Origin of the sequence: Fuerstiella marisgermanici, from assembly GCF_001983935.1 — a bacterium.
In the GTDB taxonomy this organism is placed as follows: Bacteria; Planctomycetota; Planctomycetia; order Planctomycetales; family Planctomycetaceae; genus Fuerstiella; species Fuerstiella marisgermanici.
Map to the genome: position 1 here is coordinate 434,326 of NZ_CP017641.1, position 18,213 is coordinate 452,538.

Sequence of the window (18,213 nt, forward strand, 5' to 3'; positions counted from 1 at the left end):
CCGACGAACTGGTGTGACGAATGATACCGAGAACTGAAAGCTCGATTCCACCGTCAACTTGCGGGATTGAAACGACAAAACCGCAGTCGGGGACTGCGGTTCTGTTTGTGATGCTGTGTCTGGCGAGCGGGGGATCTCCGATGCCAGCCGCATTTGCCTACGTTTTCGCGTGGCGCCACAACACGTTTTAGAATTCGCCGCCCGCTGCGACACCTTCATTCATCGTGCCCAGGCGTTGCCAGACGATCAGTCCGATATTCTCACCAACCGACCGAGCTGAACCATCGCCCATGAGAACGTTGACGGTTTGCCCTGAATGCGACGAGCCAGCGGCTTCGAACCATTCCTGCTTGTTGGGTGGTCGGAATGTGGAAAACATTGTGGCTGGCCCACCCCAAGCCCAACCATCGCTGGGACGACGTCGAGTGTCATTGACCGCATTTCGGTATTCCGCCTTGGTGCCAATAAACCGCTCCGCCTCAGAAACCATGATTGTCTGACTGGTCCCGTCCTGAATGTCTGACATGTTGGTGGAACTGTTCGGAGCAAAGATACCAGCCCGGTGCGACAGCTGGTAAACCTGCCACGGTTGCTGAACAGTGGTGCCTTGATTGCTGTACACGCCCAACTCGGCCGGCGTCAGATTGTAGGTCGCTCGGGTCACTGGATCGAACAAAGCCCCTGAGCCTGCACAGCCAACGTAATCGTTTCCGCCCGTGGGCGTATTGACATCGACGCGGAAAGCGAACGGAATGCTACCGGTACTGGTGCGTCTGGATGGGCAGAAGTACGCTTTAATCTCAACGGCGCCCGGCGCTTTATCCACCTGCAGTGCCTGAGTGTTGGTCTGGTCCACGTAACTTTGCCAGAATGTGAAGTTGGTGTTTCCCCAAACGTTGAGAGCTGGATTCCAGGTCTCGTAAGTATTTGCCGCTTCGATCTGCGGCAGAATGTGCAGCATCCAGCTATCGCCGTGTGCGGAGAAGCCGTTATTCAGCATCTGCTGGGTTTCAGCTTCCTGTGGATTGACGGCAGACACGGTCCCGCCGCCGGGAGCGGCCACAGAAAATCCGTTCGCTCCGCCTTGCGGCCAGCCTGTGATCATTCCCGGTGGGAAGACGTTGTGAGTGTCATGGTAGTTGTGCAGGGCCAATCCCAGCTGCTTCATGTTGTTCAGGCACTGAGTTTTCTTGGCTGCTTCGCGAGCTTGTTGGATGGCTGGCAGTAGCAATGCGATCAGCAACGCGATGATTGCAATGACCACAAGTAGCTCAATCAATGTGAAGCCGCGTGAGCGAGTTGATGCTCTTCGCATGAAACGATCCTTATTTTCAAAACCCAAATGAGCCACAAGAAGACCTGCGTTGGACGAACCAAACTGGAGTAGCATTCTAAACCAGTCAGGCAGGAAACGTCATGGAATTTCCTGATGGAGCATCGAACTGACTCAGATTGTCCGGATTTTTCCAGATTTGGTGACTGAACGGCAGAGAAATACAAGTTTCGAGTTACCGCATCGCGGATATGACGCCCATTTTCCCGCCCTTCGCGTCCGCTAAGCTTGCGTCGGAGGCCCCTGCCTTGCCACTCGCCGCAGGACCTCCGCTCCCTTGCGCAACGTCTCATCTTCTGCAGCAAAGGAAAGCCTGAAATGAGTGTCGGACGGGCTGAAGACATTGCCCGGGATGATCAGCAGGTTGTTCCGAATCGCCTCCGTGACGAATTCTGTCCCTGTGCCCCAAGGCGCTTTGAGGAACAGGTAGAACGCTCCCTGGCCACCGTGAATTTCGAAATCGTCCTGCAACTCCGCCACCATCAGGTCTCGTTTGCGGTGGTAGTCTGCAAAGTTATCTGAAAGGTCCAGTTCCCACGCGGTCAGCCCCGCCCATTGCACGGGATGAGGCGCGCAGACGAAGGTGAATTGCTGCAGCTTCATCATCTGCTGCACAATCGACCTCGGCCCATGCATGTATCCCAGGCGGTGACCTGTCATGGAATGCGACTTGCTGAACCCGTCGATCACGATCGTCTGATCGTTGAATGATGCCGGGCTGTAGAAGTCACCGTCGTAGCAAAACGACTTGTAGATCTCATCGCTGATCAACGCGACGTCGTGCTTTGCGGCAAGGTCCGCCAGCGCTTTTACTTCTTCCTGCGACGCGACTGCCCCGGTTGGGTTAGCCGGGCTGTTGAACAGGATAACCTTCGTGCGGTCAGTAATCGCGGCTTCGACATCGGTGGCGCGAATGCGGAAGTCTGGGTAAGTCGAAACCTGGACGACGGTGCCACCAGCCAGCGTGACCAGGTGTTTGTACATTACAAACCACGGATCAAAGATGATGACCTCATCACCCGGATTCACCAGCGTACACAGCGCCAGCATTAGCGCGCCGCTGGTTCCCGATGTGACAAACACCTGACGGTCAGAATGCTTGTACGTGTTGTCGATGTCCTCCTGCAAAACTTTTAGCAGTGGCGCAATGCCTTGAGTCTGACTGTAGGCATTGCGGCCGCTCTGCACCGCATCGCATAGCGCATCTTTGACGGGTTGAGGCGTGTCGAAATGCGGCTGACCGATACTGAGGTTGATCGGATCTTTCATTGTTGCCGCAAGGTCAAACACTTTGCGGATGCCGGATGCATCAATGCGATGCATCCGGTCAGCAATCCACTTGTCGCTCATTTCGCTGAGTCTTTCTGCTCTATCTTCTTTAGGGCTTTCAACAGTTTGTCCGCTGTCACGCGATCTCGTAATGTGCCGTCGATCACAGCAGCCACGTTGCCGTCTTTATCGATAACAAAGTTATCGAACGTCCTGTGTTTGGGGCTGTACGCCTTAGACGACTTTTTGTCCAGATCGAGTGCCAGGGTGAATGTTGTCTTTGTTCCGTTTTTTATCTTTGTCAGACCGTCGGTGCCGTCTTTCTCTTCTCGGAAGATGACAATCACCTCCGCGTTCAATGCTTCGAATTCATCAGCGTGCTGTTGCAAATGGGCCAGTTGCTTCATGCAAAAAGGACACCAGTGGGCTCGACTAAAGATCAACACTACGTTCTTTTTGCCGCTTTTCAGTTTGTCCGACAATTTAAACGCTTTGCCATCAATGCCGGTGGCCGTGAAGTCCGGAGCCGGACTACTGATTTCGACTTTCGACGCTTCGTCGGCGAACGAAAAAGGGCAAGCGATTGCCACAGTGGCTGCGATGAGCAATGTACGCATAATCTGGAACTCCACGTAAAGGGAAGGCTCGGGAAACAGTTCGCGATATTTCTGAACTCGTTGCACGAGCCCGCAAATGTTGCTGGGTGAAGTGAGCTGAAGTATTCGATGAGACTTTTGGTCAGGTTGGATCCGTCCGCGACTTGTGAAGCGTAGCGGGGAAGTCACGGGATCGGTAGGCAGAAACACGGTGAGACTGATTCGTTCTTCTTTGACCTGGCTGTTGGCCTTTGCTTCTGTCAGACCACTTTCATGGTCTTTGTTCAGTAAGGGATTCGGTGGCTATCTCATATCCTCACGATCCGTAAGGAAACTACGCAGCGGTCCAGATTCTGCCATCGTCCTCATTACTCCGCGCCGCTCGACCGCAGTCCCGCTGAGTTCACCGAGATCACGCGATAGTCGCCCGACGCTGGCGACTTTTCATCCAGTGAAAACTGCATTCTGACCAGCGGTTGCGTCGGTGTGTCGCTGTATAGCAACCCTTGAAACAGTGGCCTGCCATACGGGTTTTTCGGTGAAGGTGGAACTTTGCCGAGTTCCTTTCCACCACGCTCGATGATGAAATACGCAATGCCACTTTCGAGATCGGCCGCGGCATCCCAGGTTAACTTACCGCCTGATGATTTGATGTTTGTCGGTGGAGGTGGCGGTGAAGAATCTGCGACTTTCGTATCGGACACGTACTGCATCCATGCTTCGGCGACTTGTTGATTGGGCAGCCAAACGGACGCTTCTCTGTCACCATTGAATGACGCCTCCGGCATCGCCGTTGTTTCTCGAACAGCAGCAAGCCACGTTTGCTCATTCGGGATCGACCGAAGCGGCTCACCGGACTTTGCAGGCAACCTTAGCTCAAGACACGCGTCGAACCACGGGATGGCAAGGTATCTTTGATTGCCACATTCGTGCCCGGTGAGCGGATCGATAGCGATGCCAATCAGTCCACCACGTTCCCGCAGCGGTTTGAAAAAGCGTTGGACTGTGGGCCACAGTCCCGAGAAGCGGCCGTCGGTTACCGTGACCCCTTCCTTCGTTCCGAGATTCAGCATCATGGGGACGGGCAGTGGTTCGTCCGGCAGGTCAACCGTTTTGGCGGAAGGACGGTCTGGCCGAGCGACGACCAGAGGAACACCGGATCGCAGCCAGGCGGCCGCCACACGGTCGGGGTGCAGCAACGTCATTCCACCGACCCACGTCGCGCCGCCACTGTGTCCCCAAAGTGCCCATGGGAGCGTCTCAAGTTCGGGATGATGGCTGGCCTCGCCAAGATCAGCCAGTGCTTTTTGAAAAGTCGCATCAGACCCATTGCGAGGGTCGCACCAAAGTTGGCAATCGGCATTCTGAGGTTGTTCGTAGACAGGCGACAACAAGGCGCAATCGTGCTTGGCAGCCAGAGCCTGCCAGTGCAGATCAAAGGCGCCGGTCAGCCCCGACTTGCACGAACCTTCGCCGCACCCATGTTGGTGAACCACGACTCCACGCAAGGTTTTGACGTTCGGCGGAATCCAGATCGTGTACTGCACAGCGAGTTGTAGCTCGCCTTCATTCGGCGACGCGTCATAACGCACTCGATAGTACGGCGGCTGCGCATTGGGAAAGACGTCGTATGGCGCGTCCTGAGCGAACGCAACTTCGACGAGAACAAGAGCCAGAATCGCGGAAATTTTCATTGTCGTATCGATCAATCAAAAGGCAGATCAGCGAACTAGAAGCAATGGCGAGTTGTCCACCCGGTTCAGGAAGAAGGCTGCACAAAAATCGAGCGGAATCGTCAACTGTATCGTCCGACGTTGGGGTTGCTGCTTTAAAATTCATTGGGTGCTGCCTCGGAGTATCTACACACGTATTAAGCCACAAAAACCTCTCGCTGCGTAGTACGATTGAGCGCCATTGTGATACACGAATACTCTGCCGAAGCGGCGATCACCGAAGATGGCGCCGCCGAGTTGTCTGATTTCCTCTGGCGTTTGCAGCCAGCTTGATGTCTTTGTGTCGAATTCGCCAAGCGTCTGCAGTTCTCGATATTGTTCTTCCGTCAGAAGTTCAACACCCATTTCCTCAGCCATGTCCACCACGTTGTTCTTTGGTTTGTTCGCTCTTCGTGACTCCAACGCCTCACGGTCGTAGCATAGGCTTCGACGGTCGGTTGGGGTTTCCGCTGCACAATCGAAGAAGGTGTACTCGTCCGATTTCCTGCTGTACCCAACAACATCCGGCTCACCGCCGGTCTTCTCCATTTCGTGCAACGACCACAGTTTTTCGGGTTGGGCCGTCAGCTTTGACTGCAGCTTTTCCCACGACACACCTCTGTGGCGGTTCATGTTTTCCTCAAACCGCGTCGCCAACGTTTCGAGTAGTTTGTCGCGGTCTTTTGCGGACAGCTTTTTCTTAGGTACTTTGCTTTTCATAACCCGATAATACGGCAATCCCCAAAAAAGTTCGAGCGGCTGTCGATTTCCCCTGGCGTCAATCGACCACTTTGCACGGACGCATGAATCAATGCGGTGATCGCCGCATCGCAGTGCAACTGGAAATGCCTAAATCACTCCCCACCAAAAAGGGAACACGGTGCTTTCGAGTGTGGCCGGGGTTGGACTTAGCGAAGCGAAGGAAACCCCAGGGTTTCACTGGTTGCTGGCTCCAACTCCGGCCACACAACTCGCTCCCAATTTCACGAGGATCTATTTAGAACTGTCGACACGCTCACTCCTTCCGGATATGACCGCTTTTGCGGGAATGGCTACCGTGATTCACAAAAATGACGATGCCGCAATTGATGTCTTGCTCGACATTTTCAGCGACCATCTCACGTGGCTTGAAGAAGCAATTGCCGACATCCCTGACGCTCGATTTGCCGAACAGCCGAATGGAGTGGTCAATCATCCGGCGTGGACGCTATGCCACCTGAATGCCAACGCGGCATTTCTACTGGATTTGTTGGATGAACCCGAAGGGGCGTCGGCCAACGAGGAAAATAGTGCGTACGGTAACGGCTCAATTCCCGTCGAAAATCGATCTCAGTATCCGCCAAAGGAAGAATTGCTGGCGACGCTCCGGCGACGACACGGGCAGCTTGATTCCGCAGTGAGGGCCAAACACGCTGACTACTTTGCACGTCCCACGCCAGATTTCCTTCAGGCCTATGCGCCTACGATTGGCCGGATCGCCGCCTATTTGCTGGCGTCGCACGAGTCCTATCATCTCGGTCAGCTCATGCAGTGGCGACGTGCTGCGGGCATTGCGAAAAAATGAAACTCTTGAATCGACATGTCGATTGCAGCGCGGCTGATTCGACTACTGGCAAATATCCCAAACAATTATTTCAGGAACGACACAATGAAAGTGATGGTCATTGTCAAAGCGACGCAAAGTTCTGAAGCGGGCGAATTGCCCAGCACAGAATTGCTCGAAGCGATGGGCAAATACAACGAAGAACTGGTCAAAGCAGGCATCATGCAGGCGGGGGAAGGTCTCAAGCCGTCTTCCGAAGGCAAGCGAGTCACCTTTTCCGGCAAGGACCGCGCGGTCACCGATGGGCCATTTGCGGAAACCAAAGAACTGATCGCGGGCTATTGGATGTGGCAGGTCGATTCGATGGAGCAGGCTGTCGAATGGGTCAGGAAATGTCCCAATCCAATGCCCCAGGAATCCGACATTGAGATCCGTCCGCTTTTCGAAATTGAAGATTTTGCGCAGAACGATCCGGACGGAACCATCGCGGCTCACGAGGACGGTCTTCGGCAGAAATTGGCAATGCGTTCCTGTACCGTTCAGCCCTATCTGTTTTTTTCCGGCCGGTGCGAGGAGGCTCTCGATTTCTACAAAGAGGCACTCGGCGCAACCGTAAGCTATCTCATGCGGTTCAGCGAAAGTCCGGATCCGGTGCCGGACGGCATGCTGCAGCCGGGCTTCGAAAACAAGATCATGCATGCTTCATTCAGCATCGGCAAGATGTCGCTGATGGCGTCGGATGGCTGTGGCGAAAGCACCACGTTCGATGGCTTTCGGCTGGCGCTGTCTGTGTCAACGGAAGAGGAGTGCAACCGAGCTTTTGCTGCTCTTGCAGACGGCGGCACGATTGACATGCCGCTCGTCAAGACATTCTGGTCGCCGCGATACGGCATGGTCACAGACAAGTTTAACGTCGGCTGGATGGTGATGGTGGCGGCGGATGTTCAATAGCTGCGGCCGAAGCTCTGTGTCGCATAGACGCGTCAACCCGGGCGTTGGCGGTCGACGCCGAAGGTAACCTGCTCGGTCTACACTCACAGTGGTAATTCCAGAAACAACGAGAATGACTTCAAAACGCACACTCACGCCTTGCCTTTGGTTCGACAGCAATATCGAAGCAGCGGCTGAATTCTATGCTTCTGTGTTCGACAATTCGCGAATACTGAACAAGATGGTCAGCCATAACGACTGGCCCGGCGGCAAAGCTGGCGACGTGGTTGTGATTGATCTTGAGCTGGCAGGTCAACAGTATCAGTTGCTTGCCGGCGGTCCGAACGAACCGTTCAACGATCGCGTTTCCATTTCTGTCGCCTGCAAAGATCAGTCGGAAGTTGATCGCTATTGGGCTGCACTGACGGCTGACGGTGGAGAGCCTGTCCAGTGTGGTTGGCTGAAGGATAAATACGGCATGCGATGGCAGATTGTCCCCGAAGCGTTCTTCGAACTGGTCAATGATCAGGACGCCGAAAAATCACGCCGTGTTATGAATGCAATGATGCAGATGGTGAAGATGGATGTCGAAAAACTGAAGCAAGCTTACGACGGGCAGCAATGAGCAGATCGAACAACATGCGGATAACTGGTTGCCAAAGTATGTTGCTGCATTCAGTTCCGCTGCATTCCGTGACCACAGCAACCAGCGTATGAGTTCGGTAAGGGAAGCGTCGGATTGCCGGCCGCCCATTTGCGAAAACGACCGAACAGCTCGGCGGGGGCTACTTGCGTGATGTAGTTGGCGCAAACGAAGCCACTGCGATCGCTGCCAGCATTCCGATTTCAAAGATGGGCACCGTCGAGATCCGCTCGTTGTTGCCGCCGCAGGAGGTCACGCCAGATGATGCGTGACACGACACCACTCATTTTTAACGCAGCGGATTGGCCTATACCACTTCGCTGATCGGTTCGCCGTTATCCAGCAGGTACTGTGGCCGGCCCTGTGGATCGTCGATCGTGAGGTGCCGAGCGTCGATGCCAAGATTGCGATACAGAGTCGCGAAAATGTCTTTGTAATGGACAGGGCGCGACACCGCCGAACCAGCGATGCGGTCTGTTGCTCCGATAACCTGCCCGGTTCGCATACCGCCACCTGCCAGTAAACACGGACCGACACGAGGCCAGTGGTCGCGGCCGCCGTTCTTGTTGTTGATCCGCGGCGTCCGCCCGAATTCGCCCCACGCCACGATGGAAACGTCGTCCAGCATGCCTCGTTCTTCCAAATCCGCGACCAGCGTGCATAGTCCGTGATCGACGATCGGCATCAGATGTTTCATGCGATCGAAGTTGGAAGAATGAGTGTCAAAGTCGCTGATGGAAACGCTCACACACCGCACACCTGCTTCGACCAACCGACGCGCCAATAAGAATTTGCGGGTGCTGTCGGGGCCTTCACTGGTTGTCGACTGGATTCCGCGATTTGGAGTAGATGCCGTGTAGCGAGCAATGACTGCGGGATCTTCGCGAGTCAGGTCCATGGCGTTGGCGAATTCACCGGACGTCAGAATGCCGACCGCTTGCTGTTGAAATCGGTCCATGGCATGCATCATTCCGGACGCATCAACGTTGCGTTTGATCTGGTCCAGCCCGGCCAGCAAAGAGCGGCGATCGTCGAGTCGCTTATGCGATAACGATGTGTTTAGCTTCAAGCTGACGGTTTGCTCTGCGCCGAGTCGTTTGAGTTCGCCCTTCATGGCTGGTTCCAATTCGCGTTGGAACAGCTTCGATAGGTCCGGGCGGAATGGTTGGAACGACGGTCCCAAAAATCCGGGGCGCGCCGAATTGCGGACAAGTGGTCGTCCCTGCATGAGGTCTACAAACGCGGGCGTGACGTCGGCAGCGGACCCTTGCAATTTTGAAACGACGCACCCCATTGCGGGACGCCCACCAAAGGCGGCCAGGTCCTTTTCGCGGAATCCCGACTGACACTGAAACGCATGATGCCGCCCGTCCGAACCCACCAGTGTGCGGATGAACGTAAACCGCTCTGCGGCTGCGGCAATCTGTGGCATCAGTTCGCTGATTTGCACGCCGGGCAGCGCGGTCGAAATTGGAGCGAACTCGCCTCGAAATTCCGCGGGAGCATTTGGCTTCGGATCGATTGTGTCCAGTTGAGGCGGGCCGCCGTCCAGGTGCACATTGATCACGGCTTTGCGAGACGACCGGATGCCGCTGGCATCTTCGGCCTTCAACAGATCCACCAGCCCCCAGCCGCCGAACCCCAATGTGCCCGCAGTCAGGAACGTGCGGCGGGAAACTCCATCGCAATTGCGAAAACTTCGACCGGTGACTGTCAGCATGGCTGGTCCCTGTGTCGGTGGGAAGGAATGGATCGCCAAGGATTGATGATGGCGAGTGGTGAATCGAGCGGACCGCTATTTTGACCGAAACGTGGCGGATTCGACAACCGTCGATTGGCTGATCGGCGAATTTTGCCGAAGTCCACCAGAATTCACTTTATGAGTTGCGATCCCGGGTTGAATTCTGCGCAACGAGCTCAAGCAGAAATTGTTGGCAGCGAGTAGACTCACGCCCCCACCGGCTGCCGTGTCTACAGGCAGCGCAATCCTTCCTTTCATTCATCGACGAAACCAGCAGGTTTCATGCGAGCCATAGCAATTCAGATAGTCATCGTCTGCACGATGCTGACCACGATCGGCTGCGGTACCACGCAGCAGCGAAGCGGCACGGAACAGCTACTGCTTTCGGATTCCGTCGACCGCACTGTTGACCAACTGGACTTTGCCGCGCTTTCCGGCCGCAAGGTGTATCTCGACACGACTTACATCCAGGCGGTTAAGGGAACGATGTTTGTGAATGCCGACTACATCATCAGTGCAATGCGCCAAAAGCTGACGACGTCTGGTTGTGTCGTGCGAGATAACAAAGCTGACGCAGACTATGTCGTGGAAGCTCGCGTCGGCGCATTGGGCACTGATTCGCTGGAAGTCACATACGGGCTGCCGGCCAGCAATGCGTTGAGCCAGGCGGCAACCGTTTTGAGCACCGCTCCGGCGATGCCAGTCATCCCCGAAATCAGCTTTGGAAAACGTAACGCGTCACTATCGACATCCAAGATCGTGTGTTTCGCATATCACCGTGAAACCGGCACACCCGTGTGGCAGTCTGGTTCCGCGATCTCGAAAAGTGACGCGAAAGATACGTGGTTGATGGGAGCCGGGCCGTGGCAGCGAGGCTCCATCTACGAAGAGCCGAAATTTGCCGGCATGCGACTACGACTTCCGTCGTTTCTACGGCGTTCGAACGAAAATAAACCGCCGGAAGCTGTCACCGTCGCGGACGCTCATCAGTTTGTGCATCCGGCCGTGTTGGAACAGCAAATCGCAGACGCCGCAAAGTCTGATGATTCAGTGGTGCCCGCGTCGCATGAAGAAGAGAAGAAGGAATAGGCGTCCCGCTGTTCAGGTCCGGGCCTACTTTCCAGCGGCCCAGACCATCCCGTTGATCACGACATTCAGAAATACGTTGTCTTCAAACGTTTCATTCGAATGCCCATACGTGGTCCCAAAGACTCGGCCTTTGCCGTACGTGTTTGTCCAGATCACCGGATGCAGGTCGCCGGTTTTTTCACTTACTGAAGTCGCCAGGACCTCGGTGTTCGGCCACACCTTTTCGATGATGTACAACTCATCACTGGGAGTCGTCCATTCCTTCGGGAAGTCCTTCATCACCGGATGATCAGGTTTGGCGTTGCGGACGGGATAGTTGCTCTTGTGTTCATGTCGCCGACTTGTCACGCCCAGCATATGCCGCCAGTCGTCGATCTTAGCATCGCGATACGTGTGCATTGCACAATGAATGACGACCGCGTTTGTGCCTTCAAAGTGTGGCTTCGTGATACTCTTGATGTAGTTTTCGTCGGTCGTTTTGGCGAAGCATTCGTTGTGGATGACGACGTCGAAACCTTTCGCCCAGTCCGCGTTTTTGTACAAGTCAATCTGAGCGTCGGTGCCGTCCCCACCCTGATCAATGATTGTCCAGTCGACGTTTAGCTTGCGAGCCTTCGCCGCCTTCTGCAACGACATCGTTTGAAACGGATAATCATGGCAACAGCCGCCCGTGATTAGCAGCACCTTGATTGGCGCTGATTCGTCGGCCGCTGCGTGCGGTAAGTTGACCAGCGCGAGAACGCAACAAATTGGCAGAATGTGAGTGAAGAGTGTGCGAAGCATGGCGTTTGTTTCCGGATAGTGATTGTGTGCGTTCGGCGACGATATCGATGTTCGAGACGGAATCCAACTGTCTACGTGAGTTCTGTTTTCAGCGTCGCCCGACCTGGAAGATCCGCCGTTTCGGGCACGACGTACCCGGCTCCGATATGTTCGGCAAGTTCTGACAGTCGAGAATTATAACGGCGGCTGAAGGTCAGTTCGGTGGAATGCACGCCGGTGAGTTTCAGGCTGTTGGTAAAGTATCCCTGATGAAGTTCGAGGCAGCAGTCGCTTGCCGTAACGTCCAGCAGCAGGCTACTCCGCAGCAGGCGCGGTTGAGTCAACGACCAACCGTTCTCAGTTCTTAGTAGGAAGCATCGTGCACGAGCCGGAAACGGGCCCACCGCTGATGTCGGGAATACAACAAGCTCTGGCTTTGCGACCCGCTTCGGCGGCGCGAGGACACTCCAAACGGCGTCCAGCAGGACCGTGCGGAAGAAGACTTCTCGCCGATAGATCCACCGGAACACGACCAGCGACACCAACAGCATCGCAAGGTTTATGGCCGTTGCAATCGATGGGCTGAATCCGTAAACCGCCATTAGCCCGCCGCACACTGTCTTGTTGCCAACTTCAAACACAGCATCGATGGCAGGGACGGGAGTGATCCAGATCAGCATTTCAAAGAAGAACTTGACCGCATTGATCACAAAAATGTTTATCGCTGCCGCAATCACAAGAAGAGTGTCGATTGTGAACGAAACAAGTCCAAGTTGAACGACGTCAAGCTGTTCAGCATCCGGAGCGCTGACCCCCATCATGATCTTCAGTACGACCATGGTGATGATGCCAGCCCACGCTTCAATTTGGTCGACAGACTGAGCGAACGGCTTACTGACTTTGGTTAACCGCGGAATGGAAGTCAGCAAGGTCAGGCCAAGAAACGTCCAGAACACGGCTGGGTTGTGCAGCGGCGATGCGTCACCAAGAAACGGGTTATCCGGCGAAACCCAGCTACCACCGTACAATGACATGCCGGAAAGCCACGCGATGCCAAAGAATGGCGACAACGCCACCGGAGCCAGCGGTCCAAGCCAGTCGGTGATTCCGAGTGTACTCGCAAATTGCTGAGCGGCCGCAACGTCCGCTGCCGAGAAATCTTTCTTAGACTGCCGCTCCTCGCCTGTGTCCTGCGCCGTCACCACTGAGCAGGCCGCGACTGCCAGGGCCGCCATCAGGCATACGATTTTCACTCGAAACACCGAACGCATATTCGAAACTCATGGTTTGCTCGAAACGAAAAGGACCTCAACACTGCCCGAATAATACCTTCATCTCCAGAATTTGTCGGCGCTGCAGGGCCATAATGGCGATCAGCGTCTCGCGGGGCACGTCGCAACTCTTGCCCGCGCGTCGCTGGATCTTCAGCCAGCGCCGTCGACAGAAAGGCTGTCCGACGCAGTTTCAGCGGCCTGCCGGCCCTGAAGATCCAGAACAGGCCGACGCGTAAAGTGTTCCAGCCACTGATTGAGGGCGCGTGGTTCGATTAGAGCTCCCGAATTGAGTTTTCCGAGCTTTGCGGCGACGAAACACGGCGAACTATGTTGCGAAAAATGGGTCCGTCGATAGTATTCGTGGCCGTAACGCTGAGCCGAACTTTCCGCATTCCCATGCGAGTCAGTTTTCGGACAAGCCGGAGAGGTGGCAGAGTGGCCGATTGTGCAGCACTGGAAATGCTGTGTGCGGGCAACCGTACCGGGGGTTCGAATCCCCCTCTCTCCGCTTTTAGCAGCCGTCATCATCTGATGACAGGCAACTGCAATCATCACCTCAACCCCGGCCCATGCCAGGGTTGAGGTGTTTTGCGTTTTGCCCATTCGTATCAGCCGATGGCCGGGCCAATCACGCCGGGCCGCCTTGCCTCTTTCGCTGGGGGTGCCTCACTACCCCACGTCTCCGCGTACCATGTGACGCTGTCGCTGCCGTTGAATCGGTGAGAGTAGTCTAAGTCAGGCCGGGTAATTCGGCGTGAAACCCGGGTATTGATGATTGTCACCGTGTCGCCAAAATTTTGTGCCTGGGCACGTAGGTTTGTTGGCGGGTTTGAGTCATTCCGCAAACGTTTATCCCTGGCACATTTTCCAGGTCGTCGCATAGAAGCGTGGAGGAGGAACTGATCGAACGAGCGCATTGCGCAAGCTGGCGAGCCATCGCCTCGCGGCGACACGGTCCAGCGCGAAACACGTTTCGGTCGCGCCTCGGATCATTGATGTTTTCGATGAGATTAGAGCCGTTTTCCCTTTATTGTGGACGCGGTGGGGCTAATGGGAAACAGCCTTCATCGTGCGAAAAGCTTGTTCCGCGGTCACAAGTCAGTGAGATTCGCTGTAACTTGTCTCCATCCGTTCGTTTGTCACTGCCGCGTTCGTTGCAGCTGCACTTTGAGCTTTCTGGCGCGAAGAATTGCCACATTAAGGACCGCACCTCGCCGGCCACAGCATTGCCTTGGGCATCGCGCTAATCATCGGACGCAACAGCGGTGACACGCAGTCGGGCTGGTGATACCATGCCGTTTGAGAAAGTTCGGTGACGTCATCGAGTTTTCAACGTCTGACACACGTCCGCCGTTCGCGGAGGCGGCAAAGTTCAACCCACGTTCCATAGGCATCCGACCGTGCCAGCACTATCGAACGCAATTCGTTTTAGTTCATATAAAATATGGTTTCCGAAGACTCCGGCGAACGTCGAATTCAGCATGAAATGGGATCATCTGCCCGAGCAGATCGGTTTTACGATCGACAGATGCTCCAATCGTTAAATGCAAGGATGATCGATCTCATTGGCCGCCAGGAAATGTTCTTCGTCGCAACAGCAGACGCGGGCGGCAACTGCGACTGCTCGCCGCGGTTTGGGAAACCGGGATTCATCAGCGTGATTGACGAAACGACGTTGGCCTACCCCGAATTTCGAGGAAACGGGGTGTTTGCAAGTCTCGGCAACATTCTTGAAAATCCACATATCGGATTGGTGTTTGTCGACTTTTTTGACACGACCGTTGGGTTACACGTGAACGGCCTCGCTCACAGCTATCAGCCGGACAAGCTTCCACGTTCAATCGCCGAACACCTTCTGGATGGCGACTCGAAAAACGTCAGAATCGTAGAGCGGTGGGTAGTTGTTACGGTGGAAGAGGCGTACATACACTGCTCAAAGCATGTGCCACGACTTAGCAAACTGCAGAAGCCGATCGACTGGGGCACTGATGATGTGATCGCTAAGTCCAACGACTACTTCGTCGACGACACTGACTGCGAACATGGCAGCCATCCACAAAGCTAACACCTGTGAGTGCTTGCAAGCCAAGCGGCACGCACCGGTTGTTCAGAGATGTTTGACAGGTTATTTGGTCCCAATGTCGTTTCTATCCGGCGGCCATGCTCCGGCTTCGTTGTTTTGACACTGTGAGCTGCGATTGCTTCGGCGTAGGCAGTCGTGCTTCAGGTGGCATTTACTTCAACGCCGGGCCCTGCAGTTTTTCGTTGTTGGTCGTGAGGATTTGAAAGTGGTGAATTCCGGCTTTTTGGCCGTCGGCGTATTTCCACACGACCTGCTTTTCACGAGTCACCTCGAACAGCTTTGGGGCGTTGCGGTCAGCACGACCGCCGGCGTAGCTGGTGACGACGATGTTGCCGTTGGGCAGAACCTGGCCGCCGCATGGATCCTGTAGCCATTTGCCGGGAAGGTCGTCGTTGGTCAACGTCCAGACGATCTTTCCGTTGGCATCGAAATCGACGGCTCGGTTTCCGTTGGTGCAGCAGACAAGCGTATGGCCGTCGCCGTGCCGGATGGCGGTGAACGGCCATGTGTGAATCTTGCGATCGGGGTCGCCCGGGACGGTTGTGTCCAGCTTGCCAAGAACCTTGCCGTCGCGGCCATAGTGAAAGACGGCGAAGTTCAGCAGGTGTGGTGCGAGATAAGTTCCGTCGGGCAGCTTGCGAGCCATACGGGTTTGCATGTGGTGATTTTCCTTCTGGCAGGCCAGCGGGAATTCAACAAGCACTTCGCCAGCAACGCTGACTTCGAGCAGTCTTGGATTGTTGCCTGCCTCGGTGATGACGAACGAACCGTCTGCAGTTGGTTGAGCACTATTGACCTCGCTTTGAGTGCCTTTCCAGATCAGTGTTTCTTTGCCATCAGGGGCGATGCTGACAACCGCACCGCCGGAGTGAAGTTTCGATTTGCTAAGGGTCAGGATAATTATGCCATCATCCAGTACATAGCCGTCACGCGTGTTGGCTGGGTAGGTCCAGCTTGGGACACCGTCTGCGCCCATGATGTACGTCTTTTGGCCGCAGGCGAGGAAGCTGTGCGTGATCTCATCGGCACGAGCGCCTGTGCCGACGAGGCTGATTGCGAACGCCGCCACGAGTAATTTCAGTCTCATTGGATTTCTATCTGTTCAGGTTGATTTCATCGGCGAGCGAACTTCACTCAGGCAGTTCTGAGTCAGTTAACGCTCCTTGCTTTCAGGCAATTCGCCAACTGCGGAGTGTCCGTACAATCGTGCCTGGAGTGAACGGGCGTCGGGATCATCATCCCGCGCCCGTCATGCAAATTCCAGTCGCCGTCACGCATGTCCCGTAGCAGCAGGTTGAGTTCGTGTGTTTGTATGGGAAGTGCCCGGAAAAAGGCACCATGATCAGGTTCGTCTGCGCCGCCGATCCTGCTGCAATTGTGTCTTCCCGGTGCGGCTGGAAGCATTCTGAAGCGAGGACGTCAGTGGGGGGGGCGCAGCGGCGCTGGATGTTTCAGCTTCGAGGGACAGCGGGGCTGATGGAATTGTTTCTGTTGCTGTAGTAGATTGGCACTCAGACGTTCGCTGAACGCTCGTCACTGGACCGTAGTTTCCGCCGAATCGTTTCCGTTCCGGAGCACCAACATGCCCTCTGGCAACCGTATTTGTTTCATGATCGCCGCCACACTGATGACTGCTGTTGCGCCCGGTGACGATTGCTCGGAAGATGCACGGACGACGGCGAACTCTGCAACCCCTGGAGCCTGCGAGGAGCTGGATTCCGAGAGAGCTGCGACGACGAAACGGATCAGTGTCACGATCGATCGAGGGCAGGATACTGGAGACAGCTTTGGTTCTCTGTTTGAAGTCGCCAGCACTGATGGCTCCGTCGTAATCGGTGCGGGGTTTCAGAATGGATACAACACGCGTTATCGAGCGGACAGGCATTCGCTGCAGTTTTTTGTCCGCCCCACAGATGGCAAGCGGTCTCTTAGAACCGAACAACTGCCGCGACCTAATCAACTGTGTGGGACATACATTTATGGCCGTGATGACGTTGTCCGGTCGACCTACGGAGGCGTGAAGGCTTGGGGGTCGAAGTCAAACTCGTGGAAATCAGAACGTGAAATTGGCGGTACGAATGAATCGATGCGAGTCGCTGGCAAGCTGTTGACGTTTGGTGACAGCGAAGTGCAGTTTGACGGACGCACGATCCTAAGTCGCCCGGAACAGGGTAGCTACCAGTTGTTCTTCTACGCGAATGGCCATTTGTGTTTTTATCACGTGAATCGAGGCGGCGGTGGTTATCGAGCCTATGAAAACGACGCCGCAGGATTCAGTAAGCTGTATGCGTGCCCGTGGACATACGACCAACCGGTTGTCGATCTTTCGACCGCCATCGTGCTCACTCTTCCTGTTGTTGGCGAAACGACTTTCGCGTGGGGGCAGTTGAACGAGCAGATTGTTACGGGATCCAACATTGGCGGATTCTATGTCTTCGAAGAAGACAAATGGCGCACACTTCGCCAGCCAGAGCTCGGCGTCAGCTATCAACTGTATTCGACGATGATTTTTCATGACCGTCTACTGATGGGGCAGTATCCAACAGGCCGTGTGTTTCAGTATGACGGCGCTAAGATCAGTGACCTGGCGGGCTGGCCGCCGGTGCTGGATGGCGTTTCGAAGAGTGCTCGGGAAGCTCAGACGACGGCGATTTATGGCGGCGACGTTTTTGTCGGCGTCTGGCCGTGGGGAGAACTCTGGTGCTACAACCCCGACAGTCGAGCCTGGTCGTTTGCTCAACGAATGTTTGACCATCCGGAACTTTCCAACAAGATTACTCATCCCTATGACTTAGAGAACGAAGGCGCTGACGTTCCCAATCAATGGGGACAGCGAGTGACAAGCCTTGTTCCGAGTGGCCCGAGTTTGTTCGTTTCGACGTCTGCGAAATCGCCTTGCAATCGGGATGCCGACAGGTTTCCGTTTCTGGAACCTGATAAATGGAAGTCGTACGGTGCGGTCTACGCGATAACAATGCCCGGCCATCTGAGTGCGCCAACGACGTGGACGGATGGTCCAACGACTTTTGAATTCCTAGTAAGCGGCGCAGAAATTTCGATGACTCAGGATGGAAAAGAAATCGGATCAACCACGCTGACCGGGCAACTGGCAGAACGGTTGGGCTCAGGTCTTCGACTGGATAAAGATCTTAATTGGGGGCAGGGGATCTATGGACCGTTCAGAGGCAAGTCGATTCAGGGCGAGGTCCAGGAATAATCAATCGAGAGTCCGCCAGAC

General features: G+C 55.2%; 16 protein-coding genes and 1 tRNA gene. 8 read left to right on the forward strand and 9 right to left on the reverse strand.

Annotated elements, in window-relative coordinates:
- Positions 1-187: 187 nt before the first annotated feature.
- The 5 genes from Fuma_RS01500 to Fuma_RS01520 form a co-directional block, all read right to left on the reverse strand.
- Positions 188-1,315 carry a DUF1559 domain-containing protein gene (locus Fuma_RS01500; RefSeq protein ID WP_083732520.1) on the reverse strand — a complete coding sequence of 376 codons (1,128 nt, stop codon included), beginning with the start codon at positions 1,313-1,315 and terminating at the stop codon, positions 188-190.
- Between the two features lie 240 nt (positions 1,316-1,555).
- Positions 1,556-2,683 (reverse strand): pyridoxal phosphate-dependent aminotransferase, encoded by a 1,128-nt coding sequence (locus Fuma_RS01505; RefSeq protein ID WP_077022573.1) that lies wholly within the window; start codon positions 2,681-2,683, stop codon positions 1,556-1,558.
- Positions 2,680-3,219 carry a peroxiredoxin family protein gene (locus tag Fuma_RS01510; RefSeq protein ID WP_145943897.1) on the reverse strand — a complete coding sequence of 180 codons (540 nt, stop codon included), beginning with the start codon at positions 3,217-3,219 and terminating at the stop codon, positions 2,680-2,682. The genes Fuma_RS01505 and Fuma_RS01510 overlap by 4 nt, the downstream gene beginning before the upstream one ends.
- A gap of 347 nt (positions 3,220-3,566) precedes the next feature.
- The gene (locus tag Fuma_RS01515) at positions 3,567-4,892 is read right to left on the reverse strand and encodes an alpha/beta hydrolase family protein (protein WP_077022575.1); all 1,326 of its coding nucleotides are present in this window, start codon (positions 4,890-4,892) and stop codon (positions 3,567-3,569) included.
- A 165-nt stretch (positions 4,893-5,057) separates the two neighbouring features.
- Entirely contained in the window at positions 5,058-5,630 is a 573-nt protein-coding gene (locus tag Fuma_RS01520; protein WP_077022576.1) for a DUF4256 domain-containing protein, read from the reverse strand.
- Positions 5,631-5,967: 337 nt separating this feature from the next.
- Here Fuma_RS01520 and Fuma_RS01525 point away from each other — a divergent pair, with 337 nt between their 5' ends.
- The 4 genes from Fuma_RS01525 (at position 5,968) to Fuma_RS36600 (ending at position 8,298) form a co-directional block, all read left to right on the forward strand.
- On the forward strand, positions 5,968-6,474 hold the full coding sequence (locus Fuma_RS01525) for a DinB family protein (protein WP_158520824.1): 507 nt from the start codon (positions 5,968-5,970) through the stop codon (positions 6,472-6,474).
- A gap of 84 nt (positions 6,475-6,558) precedes the next feature.
- Positions 6,559-7,404, forward strand: a complete 846-nt coding sequence (locus tag Fuma_RS01530; protein ID WP_077028039.1) for a YciI family protein — start codon at positions 6,559-6,561, stop codon at positions 7,402-7,404.
- A 112-nt stretch (positions 7,405-7,516) separates the two neighbouring features.
- A complete protein-coding gene (locus Fuma_RS01535; protein ID WP_077022578.1) occupies positions 7,517-8,008 on the forward strand; it encodes a VOC family protein in 492 nt (163 codons plus the stop codon).
- Positions 8,009-8,121: 113 nt separating this feature from the next.
- Positions 8,122-8,298, forward strand: coding sequence for a YciI family protein (locus Fuma_RS36600; RefSeq protein WP_349680207.1), 177 nt, complete (start codon positions 8,122-8,124; stop codon positions 8,296-8,298).
- Between the two features lie 35 nt (positions 8,299-8,333).
- Here Fuma_RS36600 and Fuma_RS01545 read toward each other — a convergent pair whose 3' ends face one another.
- Positions 8,334-9,746 carry a DUF1501 domain-containing protein gene (locus Fuma_RS01545; RefSeq protein WP_077022579.1) on the reverse strand — a complete coding sequence of 471 codons (1,413 nt, stop codon included), beginning with the start codon at positions 9,744-9,746 and terminating at the stop codon, positions 8,334-8,336.
- A 303-nt stretch (positions 9,747-10,049) separates the two neighbouring features.
- Here Fuma_RS01545 and Fuma_RS01550 point away from each other — a divergent pair, with 303 nt between their 5' ends.
- Positions 10,050-10,856 (forward strand): DUF6655 family protein, encoded by an 807-nt coding sequence (locus Fuma_RS01550; RefSeq protein ID WP_077022580.1) that lies wholly within the window; start codon positions 10,050-10,052, stop codon positions 10,854-10,856.
- A 24-nt stretch (positions 10,857-10,880) separates the two neighbouring features.
- Here Fuma_RS01550 and Fuma_RS01555 read toward each other — a convergent pair whose 3' ends face one another.
- A complete protein-coding gene (locus Fuma_RS01555; RefSeq protein ID WP_083731722.1) occupies positions 10,881-11,639 on the reverse strand; it encodes a ThuA domain-containing protein in 759 nt (252 codons plus the stop codon).
- Positions 11,640-11,710: 71 nt separating this feature from the next.
- Positions 11,711-12,889: a hypothetical protein gene (locus Fuma_RS01560; protein ID WP_077022581.1), complete on the reverse strand. Its 1,179-nt coding sequence runs from the start codon at positions 12,887-12,889 to the stop codon at positions 11,711-11,713.
- A gap of 424 nt (positions 12,890-13,313) precedes the next feature.
- On the opposite strand from Fuma_RS01560, the gene Fuma_RS01565 reads away from it, so the two are divergent.
- Together Fuma_RS01565 and Fuma_RS01570 are read left to right on the forward strand one after the other, a co-directional pair.
- Positions 13,314-13,400, forward strand: a tRNA-Ser gene (locus tag Fuma_RS01565).
- Positions 13,401-14,444: 1,044 nt separating this feature from the next.
- A complete protein-coding gene (locus tag Fuma_RS01570; RefSeq protein WP_218922368.1) occupies positions 14,445-14,957 on the forward strand; it encodes a pyridoxamine 5'-phosphate oxidase family protein in 513 nt (170 codons plus the stop codon).
- Between the two features lie 169 nt (positions 14,958-15,126).
- Here Fuma_RS01570 and Fuma_RS01575 read toward each other — a convergent pair whose 3' ends face one another.
- Complete coding sequence (locus Fuma_RS01575; protein ID WP_077022583.1) at positions 15,127-16,062, reverse strand: SMP-30/gluconolactonase/LRE family protein; 936 nt, start codon at positions 16,060-16,062, stop codon at positions 15,127-15,129.
- 495 nt (positions 16,063-16,557) lie between these two features.
- On the opposite strand from Fuma_RS01575, the gene Fuma_RS01580 reads away from it, so the two are divergent.
- Positions 16,558-18,192 (forward strand): hypothetical protein, encoded by a 1,635-nt coding sequence (locus Fuma_RS01580; RefSeq protein WP_145943899.1) that lies wholly within the window; start codon positions 16,558-16,560, stop codon positions 18,190-18,192.
- The last annotated feature ends 21 nt before the right edge of the window (positions 18,193-18,213 follow it).